This window comes from Stenotrophomonas riyadhensis (assembly GCF_040256885.1).
Classification (GTDB): Bacteria; Pseudomonadota; Gammaproteobacteria; order Xanthomonadales; family Xanthomonadaceae; genus Stenotrophomonas; species Stenotrophomonas riyadhensis.
Window position 1 is genome coordinate 1,361,254 of record NZ_CP155568.1, and the last position, 16,957, is coordinate 1,378,210.

General features: G+C 66.9%; 16 protein-coding genes. 8 read left to right on the forward strand and 8 right to left on the reverse strand.

Annotated elements, in window-relative coordinates; translation table 11 throughout:
- The first annotated feature begins 8 nt into the window (after positions 1-8).
- Positions 9-1,169: an AAA family ATPase gene (locus tag SriyCCGPB3_RS06365; protein WP_164162536.1), complete on the forward strand. Its 1,161-nt coding sequence runs from the start codon at positions 9-11 to the stop codon at positions 1,167-1,169.
- Between the two features lie 30 nt (positions 1,170-1,199).
- Here SriyCCGPB3_RS06365 and SriyCCGPB3_RS06370 read toward each other — a convergent pair whose 3' ends face one another.
- The 3 genes from SriyCCGPB3_RS06370 to SriyCCGPB3_RS06380 are packed head-to-tail and all read right to left on the reverse strand — an operon-like array spanning position 1,200 to position 3,452.
- On the reverse strand, positions 1,200-2,147 hold the full coding sequence (locus SriyCCGPB3_RS06370; protein WP_032128349.1) for a DMT family transporter: 948 nt from the start codon (positions 2,145-2,147) through the stop codon (positions 1,200-1,202).
- Between the two features lie 34 nt (positions 2,148-2,181).
- Entirely contained in the window at positions 2,182-3,012 is an 831-nt protein-coding gene (locus tag SriyCCGPB3_RS06375; protein WP_180847627.1) for a DUF72 domain-containing protein, read from the reverse strand.
- A complete protein-coding gene (locus SriyCCGPB3_RS06380) occupies positions 3,009-3,452 on the reverse strand; it encodes a VOC family protein (RefSeq protein WP_110711687.1) in 444 nt (147 codons plus the stop codon). Before SriyCCGPB3_RS06380 ends, SriyCCGPB3_RS06375 begins: the two co-directional genes overlap by 4 nt.
- Positions 3,453-3,562: 110 nt before the next feature.
- Here SriyCCGPB3_RS06380 and SriyCCGPB3_RS06385 point away from each other — a divergent pair, with 110 nt between their 5' ends.
- From SriyCCGPB3_RS06385 to agp, 3 genes are all read left to right on the forward strand, one after another.
- The gene (locus SriyCCGPB3_RS06385) at positions 3,563-5,122 is read left to right on the forward strand and encodes a serine hydrolase (protein ID WP_153856880.1); all 1,560 of its coding nucleotides are present in this window, start codon (positions 3,563-3,565) and stop codon (positions 5,120-5,122) included.
- Positions 5,123-5,321: 199 nt separating this feature from the next.
- Complete coding sequence (gene smrA / locus SriyCCGPB3_RS06390) at positions 5,322-7,154, forward strand: multidrug efflux ABC transporter SmrA (protein ID WP_110711689.1); 1,833 nt, start codon at positions 5,322-5,324, stop codon at positions 7,152-7,154.
- Positions 7,155-7,221: 67 nt separating this feature from the next.
- A complete protein-coding gene (gene agp / locus SriyCCGPB3_RS06395; RefSeq protein WP_350259995.1) occupies positions 7,222-8,445 on the forward strand; it encodes a bifunctional glucose-1-phosphatase/inositol phosphatase in 1,224 nt (407 codons plus the stop codon).
- 9 nt (positions 8,446-8,454) lie between these two features.
- Here agp and SriyCCGPB3_RS06400 read toward each other — a convergent pair whose 3' ends face one another.
- Positions 8,455-9,453: a polysaccharide lyase gene (locus SriyCCGPB3_RS06400; protein WP_153856882.1), complete on the reverse strand. Its 999-nt coding sequence runs from the start codon at positions 9,451-9,453 to the stop codon at positions 8,455-8,457.
- A gap of 164 nt (positions 9,454-9,617) precedes the next feature.
- On the opposite strand from SriyCCGPB3_RS06400, the gene SriyCCGPB3_RS06405 reads away from it, so the two are divergent.
- A complete protein-coding gene (locus SriyCCGPB3_RS06405) occupies positions 9,618-9,854 on the forward strand; it encodes a hypothetical protein (RefSeq protein ID WP_049399572.1) in 237 nt (78 codons plus the stop codon).
- Between the two features lie 84 nt (positions 9,855-9,938).
- On the opposite strand, the gene SriyCCGPB3_RS06410 is transcribed toward SriyCCGPB3_RS06405, so the two are convergent.
- Positions 9,939-11,747: a DUF885 domain-containing protein gene (locus SriyCCGPB3_RS06410; protein WP_014036483.1), complete on the reverse strand. Its 1,809-nt coding sequence runs from the start codon at positions 11,745-11,747 to the stop codon at positions 9,939-9,941.
- A 112-nt stretch (positions 11,748-11,859) separates the two neighbouring features.
- On the opposite strand from SriyCCGPB3_RS06410, the gene SriyCCGPB3_RS06415 reads away from it, so the two are divergent.
- Both SriyCCGPB3_RS06415 and SriyCCGPB3_RS06420 read left to right on the forward strand, forming a co-directional pair.
- Positions 11,860-12,216: a GFA family protein gene (locus tag SriyCCGPB3_RS06415; RefSeq protein WP_350259996.1), complete on the forward strand. Its 357-nt coding sequence runs from the start codon at positions 11,860-11,862 to the stop codon at positions 12,214-12,216.
- A 32-nt stretch (positions 12,217-12,248) separates the two neighbouring features.
- Positions 12,249-13,028: a DUF4349 domain-containing protein gene (locus SriyCCGPB3_RS06420; RefSeq protein ID WP_153856900.1), complete on the forward strand. Its 780-nt coding sequence runs from the start codon at positions 12,249-12,251 to the stop codon at positions 13,026-13,028.
- Between the two features lie 31 nt (positions 13,029-13,059).
- On the opposite strand, the gene SriyCCGPB3_RS06425 is transcribed toward SriyCCGPB3_RS06420, so the two are convergent.
- Both SriyCCGPB3_RS06425 and SriyCCGPB3_RS06430 read right to left on the reverse strand, forming a co-directional pair.
- A complete protein-coding gene (locus SriyCCGPB3_RS06425) occupies positions 13,060-13,353 on the reverse strand; it encodes a hypothetical protein (RefSeq protein WP_005408721.1) in 294 nt (97 codons plus the stop codon).
- 68 nt (positions 13,354-13,421) lie between these two features.
- On the reverse strand, positions 13,422-14,366 hold the full coding sequence (locus SriyCCGPB3_RS06430) for a LysR substrate-binding domain-containing protein (RefSeq protein ID WP_110711693.1): 945 nt from the start codon (positions 14,364-14,366) through the stop codon (positions 13,422-13,424).
- A gap of 115 nt (positions 14,367-14,481) precedes the next feature.
- On the opposite strand from SriyCCGPB3_RS06430, the gene SriyCCGPB3_RS06435 reads away from it, so the two are divergent.
- The gene (locus SriyCCGPB3_RS06435) at positions 14,482-15,354 is read left to right on the forward strand and encodes a DMT family transporter (protein ID WP_049461770.1); all 873 of its coding nucleotides are present in this window, start codon (positions 14,482-14,484) and stop codon (positions 15,352-15,354) included.
- 598 nt (positions 15,355-15,952) lie between these two features.
- On the opposite strand, the gene SriyCCGPB3_RS06440 is transcribed toward SriyCCGPB3_RS06435, so the two are convergent.
- The gene (locus tag SriyCCGPB3_RS06440) at positions 15,953-16,855 is read right to left on the reverse strand and encodes a peptidylprolyl isomerase (protein WP_350259997.1); all 903 of its coding nucleotides are present in this window, start codon (positions 16,853-16,855) and stop codon (positions 15,953-15,955) included.
- Positions 16,856-16,957: the final 102 nt, after the last annotated feature.

Here is a 16,957-nt window from a genome sequence, read left to right on the forward strand (position 1 = left end):
CACCAGCCATGCTGCAGACCCTGGCCATCGCCCACTATCGCTCGCTGCACGGGCTGGTACTGCCGTTGCAGCAGTTGAACGTGGTGACCGGTGACAACGGTAGTGGCAAGTCCAGCCTGTACCGCGCGCTGCGCCTGCTGGCGGAGACCGCGCAGGGCGGCGTCGCGGCGGTGCTGGCCCGTGAAGGTGGGCTCGGTTCGGCGCTGTGGGCCGGTCCCGAATCCATCGATCGTCGGGTCGCGGCCGGCGAGATCCCGCTGCAGGGAGGGCCCCGGCAGTCATCGGTGGGGCTGAAGCTGGGCTTCACCACCGACGAGTTCGGCTATGCCATCGACCTGGGCTACCCGCCACCCAGCCGTTCGGCGTTTGCGCTGGATCCGCAGATCAAGGCCGAGGCGATCTGGGCCGGGCCGTTCCTGCGCAGCGCCAATCTGCTGGTCGATCGTCGCGGGGCGATGGTACGGCAACGCCATGCGCGCGGCTGGGATCTCGTGGATGACCGGTTGTCGCTGTTCGACAGCCTGTTCACCCAGGTCGGCGATCCGCAGCGCATGCCGGAAACCATCGCCTTGCGTGAGTACATCCGCCGCTGGCGCTTCTACGACCATTTCCGCAGTGATGCCGATGCCCCGGCGCGGCAGCCGGCGATGGCTACGCGCACGCCGGTACTGCACCACGACGGGCGGGATCTGGCGGCGGCCTGGGTGACCATTCTCGAGGTCGGAGATCCGGTCGCGTTGGCACGCAGCGTTGATGATGCCTTCCCCGGCGCCACGGTCGGCTTCGGGGAACTGGACGGTCGATTGGCCCTGCGCTTCCACCAGCCGGGGCTGCTGCGGCCGCTGTCGATGGCCGAACTGTCCGACGGCACGCTGCGCTTCCTGCTGCTGGCCGCTGCGTTGCACACGCCACGCCCGCCACCGCTGCTGGTGCTCAACGAGCCGGAGACCAGCCTGCATCCGGACCTGCTGCCAGCGCTGGCGCGACTGATCATCGCTGCAAGTGCACGCAGCCAGGTGTGGGTGGTCTCACACGCCAGCCGCCTGATCGCAGCACTGGAGCAGGCGCCCGGCTGTCATTCGCTGCATCTGCACAAGGAACAGGGGCGCACGCTGTTGAGCGGGCAGGGCCTGCTGGATGCCCCTGCATGGCACTGGCCGCAGCGTTGATACGGCCATCCACGCCCGGCGCGGAGGCACTCAATCGGCGATGTTGCGTGCTTCGGCCGTACCAAGAATTTCCGGATGCTGCACCGGCTTGCGGCGGTTCAACAACGGATGCAGGAATACCGCGCCGACGATGATCGCCACGCCCAGGTAGAACCACGGGGTGACTTCGTGCTGCTCGCGCAGCAGCACCACCGCCAGCACCACCGCATAGACCGGCTCCAGGTTGGTCACCAGCTGCACCGTATAGGCGCTCAGGTGGCGCAGTGCGACCAGGGCCAGGGCGAACGGCAGCAGCGTGCAGAACCCGGCCAGCACCAGCAGCAGGATGCCGTCGTGCAGGTCCGGGACCACCCACAGTGGGCTGGCCAGCGCCGGCAGCAGGTAGGGCATCAGCGGTGCCAGCAGGGTCAGGGTGAGGGTGCCCGCACCCAGCTCCAGCGCGGTGACCGTGAGCGGATCGGCGTGGCTGACCATGCGCTTGTTGAGCGAGCCGAACACCGCCACCAGCAGCGCCGATATCGCGCCGATCAACACGCCCAGGCGCATGCCATCGGGCACGCCACCGACCACCAGTGCCACGCCCGGCAGCACCGCCAGGCCGAACGCCAGTTCACGCAGCTGGAACGGCCGCTTGGCCACCCAGGGTTCGATGATCGAGGTGAACACCGGGGCCAGTGCAATGCAGGTGGCGGCCACCGAGGCATTGGCCAGTTTCACCGCGCCGTAGAAGGTCAGCCAGTGCAGGGCGACCAGCGCGCCGATGCCGGCATAACCGGCCACCAGTCGCAGTGGCAGGGTACGCAACCCGCGCCAGACCCGCGGCAGCAGGGCCAGCATCGCCGTCACCAGCAGCATGCGCCACCACACCAGCGGCAGCGCCGGCAGGGTGATCAGCTTGCCGAGGATAGCGGTGACGCCCCACAGCAGGACACAGAAGTGGATCTGCCACAGCGCTTTGCGGGTGTCGGGTGTGCTCATCCGCCTATTGTGAGGCAAGGCGATGACCGCAGCGCTATCCGCGTGAGGATTTGCTGGCCCCATCTACCCGCCGCTGCAGGGCCATCGCCGCCGCCGGGTTGCGTGCCTTGCCAGCACCGATGCACAGCAGGTAGACCTCGCGCGGAGTTTCCGGAGCCGGCGCGGCCAGGCAGGGCAGGTCCTCCACCGGCTCGCCCTGTGACCAGCGCGTTGCGCGTTCCACCCAACGCTGCTGCACCGGCGCCGGCAGGCCCTCGTTCAAGCGGGCCTGGCTGCGCTTGATCCGTGCGTAGACGAAACCGGCACTGACGTCACCGTGCAGGGGGGCCTCGTCGCTGTCCTCGATCACCAGCGCCACGCCGTGTCGACGGGCGGCGGCGACCAGTGCCGGGCCATGTGCCTCGGCGTTGCGGACCTCCAGCGCATGCTGCAGCGACACCCCTTCCAGCTGTTTCGGCAGCTGCGCCATCAGCGCGCACAATGCATCGGCATCGGCCGGATGGCGCGGATCGAACTGCCACAGCAACGGGCCGAGCCGGTCACCGAGCGCCAACGCCGCCTCAAGGAACGGTGCGGCCGCCTCCACGGTGCTGGACAGGTCACGGCGCTGTACCAGGTAGCGTGGCGCCTTCATCGAAAACCGGAAGCCTTCCGGCGTCTGCGCGGCCCAGTGCGCACACTGCGCCGCAGTGGGCGTGCGGTAGAAGGTGCCGTTGATTTCGATGCAGCGCAGGGCGCGGCTGGCATGGGCCAGCTCTTCGCGCTGCGGCAGGCCTGGCGGATAGAACATGCCGCCACGCCATTCGGGAAACACCCAGCCACCGATGCCGCAGCGGATCTCCGCCGGACGGGCGGTCGCGGTCACTGGTCGTGGTCCGCGCGCCACGGGTCGTAGCTGCCGAACCACCACAGATAGCCTTCCGGGTCGGCGCAGGCGTAGCCGCGTCCGCCGTAGTCCTGGTCAGCAATGTCGATGACGATGCGTGCCCCGGCGGCCTTGGCCCGGGCGTAGTGCGCATCGGCATCGGTGACGATCACGCAGGCGCTCTGGGTCTGGCGGCCGCCGACCTCGTCAGGCATCGCCGCATGCTGGTTCCACTCGCTTTCCTTGTCGGCCGAGCCGAGCATGATCATGCCGTGGCCGAAGGTGAGCTGCGCATGGAACACCGTATCGCCCTCCGCGTAGACGGCCTGGGCATGGAAGCCGAAGGCGCGCTGCAGCCAGTCGATGGCCGCCTGCGCGTCGCGATAGCGCAGGCATGGAATGATGGTGGATCCGTTGTCTGGTTGGCCGTTCCCGCCCATGGCACCCCTCCTATGGCACAGGGCAGGCTGCGCCGCAGACCGTTACCATCCTGCGAAACCCTGGTGACGGCCTGCACATGGCCGCTACCCCTGTTCGGAGATGGTGCTGGATGAAAACCTGGATTGGAGGAGCCGTGCTGCTGGCATGCACGACCATGGCAAGCGCGGCGACCCCGGCGCAGCTGCAGGACCTGGATGCGACCGTCGAGCGCGTGCGCACGCAGTTCGACGTGCCCGGCGTCGCCGTGGCCGTGGTCAAGGACGGCCAGGTGGTGCTGGAACGCGGCTGGGGCGTGCGCGAGCAGGGCAAGCCGGAACCGGTGCAGGCCGATACGCTGTTCGCCATTGCTTCCAACACCAAGGCGTTCACCGCCACTTCGCTGAACCTGCTGGCCGAGGACGGCAAACTGAAGATGGACGACAAGGTGATCGACCACCTGCCGTCGTTCCGCATGTCCGACCCGTTCGTGACCGGGCAGATGACGATCCGCGACCTGCTGTCGCATCGCAGCGGACTGAGCCTGGGCGCCGGTGACCTGTTGTTCTGGCCGACCACCTCCTACAGCAATGCCGAAGTGGTGGAACGGCTGGGCAAGGTGCCGCTGAAGGGTGGATTCCGCGAGGGCTATGCGTACGACAACATCCTGTACGCGGTCGCCCAGCAGGTGATCGAGCATGTTTCCGGCATGAGTTACCAGCAGTTCCTGCAGACCCGCATCTTCGACAAGGTGGGCATGGTTGGCACGCGCTACAACGCCGACCACCTGAAGCCGGGCGACAAGGCGGCGGTCGGCCACGCCAAGTACGATTTCAAGGACCTGCGCACTGTCGCGCCGCTGACCTGGTCGAACAATGCCGGCGCCGGCGGCATCTATTCCAGCGCGCACGACATGGCGCGCTGGATGCAGGTGCAGCTGGCCGAAGGCAAACTGGCCGACGGCACGCCGTTGTTCTCCGAGAAGAGCCAGCAGCAGATGTGGCGGATGATCACCCCGCAGTCGATCCCGGCGCCGAGCGTGCCGGAGCTGGCACCGGCGCGGGCCAACTTCGCCGGCTATGGCGAAGGCTGGAGCCTGAGCGACTACCGCGGGCAGAAGCTGGTCTGGCACACCGGTGGCTGGCCGGGCATGGTCTCGCGGCTGACCCTGGTACCGGGCGAGAAACTGGGCGTGGTGGTGCTGACCAATCAGGAAGTGGGCGCGGCGTTCAATGCGATCACCCTGAGTGTGCTCGATGCCTACCTGGGCGGTGAAAAGCATGACTGGGTGGACGCCTATGCCAAGGCCGTGGCCAAGGGACAGGACAAGGCCGACGAGGCGTGGGCCAAGCACCAGAGCGCGCGCGACAAGGGCAGCAGGCCGTCGCTGGCGCTGGCCGGCTACACAGGCACGTTCCGCGACCGCTGGTATGGCGACATGCAGGTCAGTGCCGAGGGCAAGGGACTGCGCCTGCGCTTTGCCAAGACCGCGCAGTTGAGCGGTCGCCTGGAGCACTGGCAGCACGACACCTTCATCGTGCGCTGGGACGACCGTTCGCTCAACGCCGACGCGTTCGTGAACTTCAGCCTGGACCCGGACGGCAAGGTGCGCGAGGTGCGCATGCAGCCGATTTCCGACCTGACCGATTTCAGTTTCGATTTCCAGGACCTGCTGTTCACCCCAGTGAAATGACGCCGCCGGGCGTGGCCCGGCGCTGACGTTTGACGAATCCGATGGGTAGTGCCGGCCGCTGGCCGGCAACCTCATGATCCCCGGATGCGTCACAAGGTTGCCGGCCAGCGGCCGGCACGACCGCAGCCGCAGCGATCGTCGGCCGGCGTACACATGCGGCATGGGATACTCCGCCAGCTAAAGATGGCGAGGGAATGCGATGTTCCGTTGGTTTGAATCCCTGATTCCGGTGTTCCCGCCCGTGGACGGGCGGATGCCTCCGCGCAAGGTGCTGCCGTTCTACCTGCACTACCTGCGCCCGGTGTGGCCGGTGCTGCTGGCCACGCTCATCGCCGGCCTGCTGCTGGCGCTGGTGGAAGTGGCGATGTTCGATTACCTGGGCCGCATCGTCGACATGGTCGCCGAGCAGCCCGGTGCCGACTTCTTCAAGCGCCATGCCAACGACCTGGGCTGGATGCTGTTCATCACGGTCATCGCGCGGCCGATCCTGGTCGGCCTGCACAACCTGCTGGTCAACCAGGCCATCGTGCCCGGCCTGAGCAACCGCTCGCGCTGGCTGATGCACAACTACGTGGTGCGGCAGAGCCTGAGCTTCTTCCAGAACGACTTTGCCGGCAGCGTCGCCAACCGGGTGATGCAGACCGGTACCTCGCTGCGCGAATCGGCGGTGCAGATGGTCGATTCGCTCTGGTACATCGTGGTCTACACCGGCACCGCGCTGTACCTGTTCGCGCAGGCCGACTGGCGGCTGATGGTGCCGCTGATCCTGTGGCTGCTGGCCTATGCGGTGATCCTGGTCTACTTCGTGCCGCGCGCGAAGGAACGGGCCTGGATTGCGTCCGAAGCGCGTTCCAAGGCGATGGGCCGCATCGTCGATGGCTACACCAACATTCCCACGTTGAAGCTGTTCGCCCATGGCGGGCGCGAGCAGGCCTACGTGGCCGAGTCGATCCAGGAACTGGCGGTCAAGCACCGCGCGCAGACCCGGGTGACCACCGGCATGGACCTGACCATCGCCATCGTCAACGGTTTCCTGATCGCCGGTACCTGCGGGCTGGCGCTGTGGCTGTGGAATGGCGGCCACATCACCGTCGGTGCGATCACCCTGGCGACCGGTCTGGTGATCCGCATCCACAACATGTCCGGCTGGATCATGTGGACCATCAACGGCATCTTCGAGGACATCGGCACGGTGCAGGACGGCATCACCACCATCGCGCAGCCGCTGACGGTGCAGGATCGCGAGGATGCGGTCCCGTTGCAGGTGACCCGTGGTGGCGTGCACTTCCAGGACATCCATTTCCACTACGGCAAGAAGGGCGGCGTGATCGCCGGCCTCGACCTGGTGGTGAAGCCGGGCGAGAAGATCGGCCTGGTCGGTCCCTCGGGTGCCGGCAAGTCGACCCTGGTCAATGTGCTGCTGCGCCTGTACGACCTGGAAAGCGGCCGCATCCTGATCGACGGCCAGGACATTGCCTACGTCACCCAGGAAAGCCTGCGCCAGCAGATCGGCGTGGTTACCCAGGACACGTCGCTGCTGCATCGCTCGATCCGCGACAACCTGCTGTACGGTCGCCCCGACGCGACCGATGCGCAGTTGCGCGCAGCCGTGGCCAAGGCGCGTGCCGAAGCCTTCATCGATACGCTGGTGGACGGGCAGGGGCGTCGTGGCTACGACGCACATGTCGGCGAGCGCGGCGTGAAGCTGTCCGGTGGCCAGCGCCAACGCATCGCCATTGCCCGCGTGCTGCTGAAGGACGCACCGATCCTGGTGCTGGACGAAGCAACCTCGGCACTGGACTCGGAAGTGGAAGCGGCGATCCAGGACAGCCTGGATGAGCTGATGGGCGGCAAGACGGTGATCGCGATCGCGCACCGGCTGTCGACCATCGCGCGCATGGACCGGTTGGTGGTGATGGACCAGGGACGCATCGTCGAGACCGGCACCCATGCCGAGCTGATTGCAGCCGGTGGCCTGTACGCACGGTTGTGGGCGCGGCAGACCGGTGGATTTGTTGCTGCCGATCAATGATCGCTTCGGGGTCGGATCCCTTTCCGCAGGAAAGGGCTCTGACCCCAGCGTGTTTCCGGAGACCTGCATGATCCGCCCCCTGCGCTCCCTGTTGCTGGCACTCAGCCTGGTTGCCACGGTTGCCACGGCTGCGCCGGCACCCATGGACGGCGACCAGCTCAAGCAGGTCGTCCTGCTCAGCCGTCACAACCTGCGCGCGCCGGTGGTAGCCTCCGGCGCGCTGGCCAATGCGACGCCCGAGGCCTGGCCGCGCTGGGAGGTGGCACCGGGCGAGCTGACTACCAAGGGAGGCGTGCTGGAGGTTTACATGGGCCGCTACATCGCCCAGTGGCTGCGCCAGGCGCAGCTGTTGCCGGTGTCGGGTTGCCCGCAGGAGGATGACTTCCACGCGTACGCCAACAGCCTGCAGCGCACCCAGGCCACCGCGCAGTTCTTCGTTGCCGGTGCCTTCCCGGGCTGCCATGTTGCGGTCGAGCAACGCATGCCGCTGGGCACGATGGACCCGCTGTTCAATCCGGTGATCCACCGCGATGACGCGGCGTTCCGCGCACGTGCGGCATCGGCGATGCAGCAGGCGCTGTCCGCATCCGATCTGGCACCGGCACTGTCCGTGGTGGAGGAGATCACCCGCTATCCGCAGTCGGCGGCATGCAAGGGGCACAACGACTGCAATCTGGCGCTGTCCGACACCACCTTCAGCGCGGAACCGGGAAAGGAGCCACGCGTCTCCGGATCACTGGCTCTGGCCAGCGGGCTGGTCGATGCCTTGTTGATGGAGCACTACCAGGGCAGTGGCATCCCCCGCGAAGGCTGGGGCCGGTTGACCACCGAGGCGCAATGGCAGGCGCTGGCGCAGATCCGCAACCGCTACCAGGACATCCTGTTCGGAACGCCCGAGGTGGCGCGGGATGTGGCCGGACCGTTGCTGGCACGCGTGGATGCGTTGCTGGAAGATCCCGCATCGCCGAAAGTGAGCCTGCTGGTCGGTCACGATTCCAATATCGGTTCGGTGCTGGCGGCGTTGGGAATCAGCGACTACAGCCTGCCGGGCCAGTACGAGAAGACGCCGATCGGCGGCCTGCTGCAGTTCGAGCGCTGGCGTGATCGCCACAGCGGGCTGGAACGGATCCGCCTGGCCTACGTCTACCCGACCACCGCGCAGCTGCGCGATGCGCTGTCGCTGACCAACGCGCAGCCGCCGGGCCGCGTCGCGCTTCGTGTGCCGGGGTGCGCGGCTCAGGGGTGCACCGTCGCCGAGTTCCAACGCCTGCTGCATCCGGCATCGCGCTGAGGCACGCTGCTAACGCAGCGGCGTGCGCACGATGCCATGCGTGGCCATCAGCGTAAGGTCGCCGCCGAGCCGTGGCGAGTGGAACGGGCCGCGTGCATGCGCGGCATTGAACAGGCCGCCATCCGGTGATCGCAACCGGTAGAACTCGACCCAGCCGCTGGCCTGCAGGGGCAGCTGTGCAACGCCGGTGTGTTCGTTGAACCATGCAGGGTCCTTGCTGCCTTCGATGACGCGGCGGGCAAGGCGGTCGATGGCGTGATCCCCGCTGGCGTACCCGTCCTGGCCGTGCAGCCGCGCCAGCTCAGCCATCATCACCAGCGGCGCCAATGCGTAGTCGTGGTAGTGCAGGGCACGCTGTCCACGGGTCATCTCCAGCGGCAGGCTGCCATCGTCCTGGATGTCATCGATGCCCTTCTGGAAGGCGGCGTGGCCGGCCTGCCACAAGGCCTCGTCGTCGGTGGCCAGGCCGGTGGCCAGTACGCCCAGACCGCCCCAGTAGTAGTGGTTGTTGCGGCGCCGTTTCGGGTTGTCCCAGTACGCCAGGTTGGCCCGTGCCAGCTTCTGCAGCCACGGATCGATACGCGCGCGCTGCTGCGGGTTGGCCTGGTCATGCACCTTCAGGTAAGCCATGGCTACCGCATCGAGCATCCACTGCCGCATGTAGAACGACTGATCGTTGTTGACCCGGATCATCTGCCCGAGCATGGCGCCATCATCGGCCCACGCACCCAGCCAGCTCAGCGTGCACTGTGCCGCTGCCGGGTCACCGGTGCGCAGGTAGTCATCGCTCATGCGCGCCACGTCGGCGGCATAGCGGTCCAGCGGCGCAGTGGCGTCCTTGTTCTGCTGGTGCAGTACCGGGTCGATCACCGATCCAGCCTTGTCGGTGTAGTAGCCCAGGGCGCGGATGTCGGGGTATCCAGCCGGTGGCGGGGGGCAGGCGGCGTAGGCAGGGGCGGCCGCCAAGGCAGCGGAGAGGAGGCCAAGGCGTAGCACCAGGGAGGGCATGGGAACCTGCAGGGACGGGGAGGCGATGCGAACGATGCGCCCGGAGTCGTTTGCCAGTTGTGAGGCCGCACAGGCCCGGTTTGCAGGTGTTCAGGACCGGAGTGGCGCCTGAAGCTCAAGAGTCGGCTAGTCTGTCGTCATCAATTCAGCCGGAGGGAGTGGCGATGAGAATCACTGATTTTCTCGTGATGGACGGTGAGGGTGACGAGATCCCTGCTGATCCGCATGGCAACCATGTGGCTTTCAACTGTTTCGAGTGCGGATACCCGGTAGTGGCTGGCTCATTGGAAAACGAGCGGGGCAGCGATGAGGATTGCCCTGCAGCCTGTCGTGGCTGTGGTGCCGAGTACTTCGTGGATCTGCGGCTGGGCTCAAAGAAAATGTACATCCATCTGCTCTGACCCGGCAGTAGCCCAAGCAGGGGCGAATAAAAAAAGCGGCCCGGGTTTCCCCGGGCCGCTCCGCTTCATCTCACACCGTCCCGATCACTCGATCGGCTGGTCCAGCATCAGCTGGCGTGCGAAACGCACCGGCGGGGCGCCGTAGGACAGCACCTGGTCGTGGTAGGCCTTCAGGTTGAACTTGTCGCCCAGCTTCTCCTGCACCGCCTTGCGGGTGTCGAAGTGTTCCTGCGCACCGACGAAGTAGGTCGGCAGCTGCGCCGACGTCAGCTGCGCGCGCACCCACTTGCCGGCGGCTTCGCTTTCCTGCTGGAACGCGTCGTGGGTCATCAGGTGCATCGCCTTCTCGCGATCCCAGTTGTCCACGTGCACGCCCTGGTCGAGGATCGCGTTGGAGATCGTGCGCAGGTAGAACTTCAGCTGTACCAGGTGGAACAGCGGGTCGTTGTTGAGGTAACCCTGCTCCTGCATCATGCGCTCGGTGTAGACCGCCCAGCCTTCGGCGAACAGGCCCGAACGCAGCACCGCACGCAGGGTCGAGGGGAACTTGGCCGAGTGCCAGCCTTCCAGGTAGTGGCCCGGGGTGCCTTCGTGGATGCTCAGCAGGTGGATCATGCGCGAGTTGTATTCACGCAGGAACGAGTCGACCTGCTTCTCGTTCCAGTCGTCCGGAATCGGCGACACGGCGTAGAAGGTCTTCAGGTTCTTGTCCAGCGGGCCCGGCGAATCGCAGTAGGCCACGGCCACGCCACGCTGGAATTCCGGCATCAGGATTATGTCCACCGGCGCATCGGGCAGGGTCACCAGGTCGTGCTCGCGCACGAACGCGGTGGACTGCTCCAGCGCGGCCTTCGCATCGTCGACCACCTTGTCGCGCGCTGGCTTGTCGGCGTAGGCCAGTTCCAGTGCCGCCTCGATCGCCTTCTGCTGCTGCTCGTCGGTCGGCTGGGCCGGCATTTCCGGCGCACCCGGCTTGTCCTTCAGCACGGTCTGCGCGATGCCGTACATGTCTTCGCGCACGCGCTTGAGTTCGGCGCGTGCACGCTCACCGATCTCCTGGCGCGACAGCGAGGAGCTCAGCGCGAACTTCAGCTTCTGGTCGTACTTTTCCGCACCGATGCGGAAGTCGCCCTTGGCATTCGGCACCAGGGTCTTGTCCAGCCAGGTCTGCTGTTCGTCCACGGCCTTCTTCAGGCCGTCGATGGCGGCCTGCAGGCGCTGCTGGTCGGCCTGCGGCAGTTCACCGATGTGCGGGGTGATGAAGGTATCGACGATGCTGAGGATGCCCTTGTTCTGCTTGGCCACCGTCTCGGCATGGATCTTCGGCACGCGGGCCGGATCCAGGTTCTCGCGGGCCTGGGCGAAGATCGCCGGCAGCTTTTCCATGCGTGCGGTGGCCGACTTCAGGCGCTCCGGCAGCGGCGCGAACTCGCGCGCCATCAGGCCGTAGATCGCGCTGCCGGCGATGCCGTTGTACAGCTGCGGGTCCCACTTGCCGGACTGCAGCACTTCGGCGTTCCAGATTTCCGACTGCAGCTGGTTGCGCAGGATCGCTGCGTCCACCTGGTTCTCGCGGCCCAGCTTGGCCACCTCGATCTTGTCCAGCTCGCCCAGCAATGCCTTGTAGGCGGCCACGGTCTTCTGCTGGCCGGCGGCGCTCAGGTCGTCCAGCTCGCTGTCGTAGCGGTGGTCACCGATCTGGGTGGCGCTGACCGGCGAAAGCTGCATCCAGGTGTCCAGGGCGCGCTTGGACAGGTCGGCGAAGGCGGCATCGACCGCCGCGTCACCGGCCTGCTGGCTGGCGGCCGGGGTGGAACCGTTGGTCGGGGCGTCGGCCGGCTGGCAACCGGCCAGGGCGGCGACCAGGGCGAGGGCAAGGAGATGCGGGCGCATCGGCGTTCCTGTACAGGGTCAAACCCCGAGCATAGGGCCCCGGGGCTGCTTTGTCCCCGTGCCATAGGATTACCATGGGCGCAGACAGGGACTCTCCAGCGGAGCGCAGGACATGGAATACCAGGGAAGCTGCCATTGCGGCAGGATCGCATTCACCGTACAGGCCGAGGCGCCAATCAGCGATGTCATCGACTGCAACTGCTCGATGTGCCGCCGCCGCGGCAGCCTGCTGTGGTTCGCCCCGCGCGAGGCGTTCCAGCTGACCACCGATCCGGCGGACGTGGCCACCTATCATTTCAACAAGGCGCATATCGATCACCACCACTGCCGCGAGTGTGGCGTCGCGCCGTACAGTGAAGTGGTGGATCCGCGCACCGGCACGCCGATGGTGGCGGTGAACGTGCGCTGCGTACCGCAGGTGGATCTGGCCACATTGGCCGTCATGTCCTACGACGGAGCGGCACTGTGAGGCCGCTGCACGCGTGGACGCGCGTGGTGGCGATGCCGGTGCTGCTGCTTGCATTGGCAGCCTGCGCCAAACACGGCGATGTGGCGGCCGATGCAGGCGCTACTGCCGCCGAAGCGGCCGTTGCTTCACCGGAGGGCGCATTCCTCGCCTACGAACACGACGTGCAGGTGCAGCTGGAAGCGGCGCAGATCGCACCCCGCATCCAGCAGGTGGCACAGGCCTGCCAGAGCGCGAAGTTCGGTGACTGCGCGGTGCTGCAGGTCGACCAGCGCAGTGGCGAGCAGCCCAGCGGCGAGGTCAAGGTACGCATCGCGCCGAAGGGCGCCGAGCCGTTGATCGCGATGGCCGGTGAAGGTGGCAAACTGCAGTCGCGCAACACGCGTGCCGAGGACCTCGCGCAGGCGGTGGCCGATACGGCACTGACCAAGGCGCGGCTGGAGAAGGAACACGCGCGGCTGCTGTCCTACCAGGACCGCAAGGACCTGAAGATCGAAGACCTGATGGCGATCACCACGCGGCTGTCGGAGATCGAGGCGGGTGTCGAGCAGGCCAACAAGGATGCCGCGCAGCAGCGCCGGCGCATCGATACACAGCTGGTCACGATGCACTTCGACACCACCTCGGGCCAGCGCAGTCGCAGCGAGATCGGTGAGGCGCTGAGCGAGTCGGGCAGCATCCTCAGCACCAGCGTTGCGTTCCTGATCCGCGCGGTCGCAGCGTTGCTGCCGGTGGGCGTGCTGGCCCTGGTCGTGGCCTGGGGTATCCGGGCGTGGTGGCGTCGCCGCCGTCGCACGCTGCCGCCCACCCTTTGAGGAAAAGGTCGATGCCGGCAGCCCGCCGGCATCAGCCCTCGTCGGTCTCGTACTCGACGAACACATCCAGCTCCAGCGCCAGTTCCTGCACCGCATCGCGCACCTTCTGCGCGGTACTTTCGTTGCCGACTTCCACTTCCAGTTCGTGGATGCCCGGGCCGATGTCATCGGACAGCCCGGCCGAACTGGAATCGTCGTCGTCCATGTGCGGCATCAGGTCGTCGGTTTCCTCGACATGTTCGATGCCCTCCAGGCCGAGCAGCAGGTCGCTGATCGCGCGGGCGTCGTCTTCGGTTCCGGTGATGCGCAGTCGCAGCATGGCCATGGCGTTGATACGGTGTGGGGTTGCCTGCAGCCTAGCCAGCGTGAAGCAAAGAGCGGGTGAGGGCGCAGTCAGCCGTGCGTGGCCGGGCGCCCGAGCAGGCTTTCCGGCAACGCGGGAATCGGCGTGCGTTCGTCCTGCGCCTGCTCCAGCAACCAGTCGATGAACAGGCGCGCGGCGTGGCTCGGCGGTTGCCCTTCGGCGTGCACTACGTGATACGCATAGCGCGCTTTCAGTGCCGGGCCGGGCAGGCGTACCACTTCGTAGCGCTGCAGGTAGGGCTGCGCGATGTGGGTGCGTGCCAGCACCGCGCCCATGCCGTACACCGCAGCACGCATCGCATCGGTACTGTCGGCGAAGGTGTGCATCGGCGGCAGTGGCGACGGCGGGCGCACGCCGGCATGGCGGAACCAGTCACGCCAGCCCTGCGGCGACAGATCGGTCAGCAGCGGCAGGTCGGCGATGCGCGCCGGATCGACCAGCGCTTCGACTCCGGCCAGTGCCGGTGAGGCCACCGGGAACAGGTAGTCGTCCATCAGGTGCTGCGCACGCAGGCCCGGCCATTGGCCCAGGCCATAGCGGATACCGACTTCCGGACCGTTGTCGTCGTAGCGGTCCAGCCCGCTGCCGGTGTGCAGTTCGATTCGGATGTGCGGATAGGCCTGGGTGAAGCGTGGCAGCCGTGGCAGCAACCAGCAGTAGGACAGCGAGCGCAGCGTGGTGATCCGCAACGGCACGCTGTCGGCATCCGGTTGCAGGTGATGGGCGACGGCCGCGACATCGGAGAAGGCGGCGCTGGCGGCGTCGGCCAGCTGCCGGCCCTCGGCAGTCAGGCGCACGCCACGGGCGTGGCGCAGGAACAGCCGGGTCTCCAGCACCTCCTCCAGGCGGCGCACATGGTGGCTGACCGCGCTGGCGGTCAGGTGCAGTTCCTGCGCGGCCTGGGCGAAGTTCTGGTGGCGCGCGGCGACCGCGAACACGGCCAGTGCGGGGAGCAGGGAAGGGCGTAGCTGCATGTCGAGCCTCAAACCATATTTGTGGCTGGCAGCGATACTACGCGCTTGTGCGGCGGGCGTCTGCGCCCGATCCTGTCTGCCTTGGCGAGGAACAGACGATGGACGGAGGCAGGGCATGAATGCGGTCCCACAGGTGGCCGAGCGCGACTGGCGCACGCCGCTGGAATTGACCCTGCTGGGCGCCATCTGGGGCTGCTCGTTCCTGTTCATGCGGGTGGCGGTGCCGTCATTCGGCCCGTTCGCGCTGGTCGAGGTGCGGCTGGTGCTGGGTGCGCTGGTGCTGCTGCCGTTCCTGTGGCGGGCGCGTGCGCAGTTTCCGCCGCGGCGCTGGCTGTGGCTGGCACCGATCGGCTTGATCAACTCGGCGCTGCCGTTCGTGCTGTTCGCCTATGCCGCCGAACAGGCACCGGCCGCGATCGGTGCGATCTGCAATGCGATGACGGTGCTGTTCGCCGCGCTGATCGCCTTCCTGTTCTTCGGTGAGAAGATCGGCATGCGCCGTGCTGGCGCGTTGCTGGTCGGATTCGCCGGCGTGGTGGTACTGGCCACGGCCAAGGTCTCTGGCCTGAGTATCGGCACCGCGGTGCTGGCCGGTGCGGCGGCCTCGCTGCTGTACGGTCTGGGCGTGAACCTGGTGAAGCGGCACATGACCGGGCTGCCGTCGGCGGCTGCTGCGGCGGCAACGCTGTCCTGCGCTTCGCTGTGGATGCTGCCGATGGCGGTCAGCCACTGGCCGCAGGCGGCGATTCCGGCCAAGGCGTGGGGCGCGGCGATTGCCCTGGGCGTGGCCTGTACCGGCCTGGCGTTCCTGATGTTCTATCGTTTGATCGGCCGTATCGGCCCGTCGCGTGCGTCGACGGTGACCTACCTGATTCCGCTGTTCGGCGCGGCGTTCGCGTGGTTGTTCCTGGGGGAAGCGGTGACGGTGCAGATGTTGATTGCCGGTGCGTTGATCCTGGGTAGTGTGGCGGTGAGTCAGAAGGGCTGAGGGTGCCGAAGCGCTGGTAGTGCCGGGCGCTGCCCGGCAGGCCTTTTCCGCGCCTGCGGAGAGGTGTCACTTTCTTTGCTCGTGCAAAGAAAGTAACCAAAGAAACACGCCGCCAGGTCGCGAGCCGGTGCTGCGCACCGGTACCCTGCGCTCCTCGGTGAATCAGGGGACGGTGCGCAGAAGTCAGCCGACTAACAGTCGGCTCTACAGGACATCGGTACCTCTTCGCCCCTGATTCCCCTGCGATGCTCGGCTCACGCAAGGCGGACCCAGATCAAAGGCCACAGCCGCGAGTGCGGGCAGCGACAGTGCCGGACCATGCACGGCGAATGATGCGGCCGCTTTGGACGTTGGGTCCGCCTTGAGCGAGCCGAGCACCGCAGGTCCGGCGAGGGCGAAGAGGCGCGGGTGTCTGAGCGTAGCGAGTTCCCGCGCCGTCCCTCGACGGGCCGAGGAGCGCAGGGTACCGGTGCGCAGCACCGGCTCGCGGCTGGCGGAACGTTTCTTTTGGTTACTTTTCTTTGCGTACAAAGAAAAGTAACGCCCATGAACAATGAAGCGCCTTCAGCACGCGCCACGCGCAGAACCTGCGACGGCGTTACTTCACCGGCACCGGAATATTGCAGAGATCGATATGCCCCGCCGGGCGCTTGTAGAAATCATCCACGCGATTGCGTCTCGCCTCCACCGTATCGGCGAAGGTCTTCGAATCGGTGCGCAGCACCTGGATCGGCGTGCGCTCGGCCGCCGGCACATCGCTGGCGCGGCGGATCGACACGATCGGCGTGCGCAGCTTCGGGTCGGTGTAGAAGCCCATCGGCGCCGGGCCGCGCGGGATCGCGCTGAGCAGTTCCATGCCCTTCAACACGCGACCGACCAGGGTGATGTTGCGGTCCAGCTGGCGCGGCGACTGGCCGGTTACCACATAGAGTTCGGCGCCGATGCTGCTGTCTTCCTCGTTGCTGCGGCCCGCGCCGAGCATGCCGTAGCAATGCGCCAGCCAGGCCTTGCCGGCCTGCGGGTCCTGGCCGACCGGGAAGCCGTCGACGAATCCAGTCTGCGCCGCCCAGCCATCGCGGTCCGGCAGCACGTTCACCTTCAGTCCGGTGCTGGCGCGTTCGAATTCGGCCGGCAGCTTGCGCGCGGCGCTGCCGAACGGTTTGGCCCTGGTCGCGTCATCGGCGTTGGCATCGCCGAACTGCACCACGAAATTGTCCTGCGAGCGGTAGATGCTGGTGCCGTCCCAGAAGTGCTCGTGGGCGAAGGTCTGGATGTTGGCGACATGGCGCGGGGCGAACTGCGGCGCCAGCTCGATGATCACCCGCCCGGCCGGCAGGTCCATGTACAGCAGGTTGGCCGGGTCCGGGGTGCGCCAGTCGCTGGCCGCCGAAGCATCAAGAATCTGCTGCGGGCTGCGGTAGGGCGTGGCCGAACTGGCCATGGCGGGCAGCAGGCAGGACAGGGCGAGGGCGGTCAGGGCAAGGCGACGGCGGTGCGGCATGGGATCCCCGGAACATGAACGAGGCTTCGATTCTGCGTGAGCGGCCCGGCCACGCCAACCGGCACGATGACTAACGACACATTCGCTATACCGAACTTCGCA

Coding starts and splice junctions, on each gene's coding strand:
- SriyCCGPB3_RS06365 (WP_164162536.1), top strand. CDS start 9: ATGCTGCAGACCCTGGCCATCGCCCACTATCGCTCGCTGCACGGGCTG.
- SriyCCGPB3_RS06370 (WP_032128349.1), bottom strand. CDS start 2,147: ATGAGCACACCCGACACCCGCAAAGCGCTGTGGCAGATCCACTTCTGT.
- SriyCCGPB3_RS06380 (WP_110711687.1), bottom strand. CDS start 3,452: ATGGGCGGGAACGGCCAACCAGACAACGGATCCACCATCATTCCATGC.
- SriyCCGPB3_RS06385 (WP_153856880.1), top strand. CDS start 3,563: ATGAAAACCTGGATTGGAGGAGCCGTGCTGCTGGCATGCACGACCATG.
- smrA (WP_110711689.1), top strand. CDS start 5,322: ATGTTCCGTTGGTTTGAATCCCTGATTCCGGTGTTCCCGCCCGTGGAC.
- agp (WP_350259995.1), top strand. CDS start 7,222: ATGATCCGCCCCCTGCGCTCCCTGTTGCTGGCACTCAGCCTGGTTGCC.
- SriyCCGPB3_RS06400 (WP_153856882.1), bottom strand. CDS start 9,453: ATGCCCTCCCTGGTGCTACGCCTTGGCCTCCTCTCCGCTGCCTTGGCG.
- SriyCCGPB3_RS06405 (WP_049399572.1), top strand. CDS start 9,618: ATGAGAATCACTGATTTTCTCGTGATGGACGGTGAGGGTGACGAGATC.
- SriyCCGPB3_RS06410 (WP_014036483.1), bottom strand. CDS start 11,747: ATGCGCCCGCATCTCCTTGCCCTCGCCCTGGTCGCCGCCCTGGCCGGT.
- SriyCCGPB3_RS06415 (WP_350259996.1), top strand. CDS start 11,860: ATGGAATACCAGGGAAGCTGCCATTGCGGCAGGATCGCATTCACCGTA.
- SriyCCGPB3_RS06420 (WP_153856900.1), top strand. CDS start 12,249: ATGCCGGTGCTGCTGCTTGCATTGGCAGCCTGCGCCAAACACGGCGAT.
- SriyCCGPB3_RS06425 (WP_005408721.1), bottom strand. CDS start 13,353: ATGGCCATGCTGCGACTGCGCATCACCGGAACCGAAGACGACGCCCGC.
- SriyCCGPB3_RS06430 (WP_110711693.1), bottom strand. CDS start 14,366: ATGCAGCTACGCCCTTCCCTGCTCCCCGCACTGGCCGTGTTCGCGGTC.
- SriyCCGPB3_RS06435 (WP_049461770.1), top strand. CDS start 14,482: ATGAATGCGGTCCCACAGGTGGCCGAGCGCGACTGGCGCACGCCGCTG.
- SriyCCGPB3_RS06440 (WP_350259997.1), bottom strand. CDS start 16,855: ATGCCGCACCGCCGTCGCCTTGCCCTGACCGCCCTCGCCCTGTCCTGC.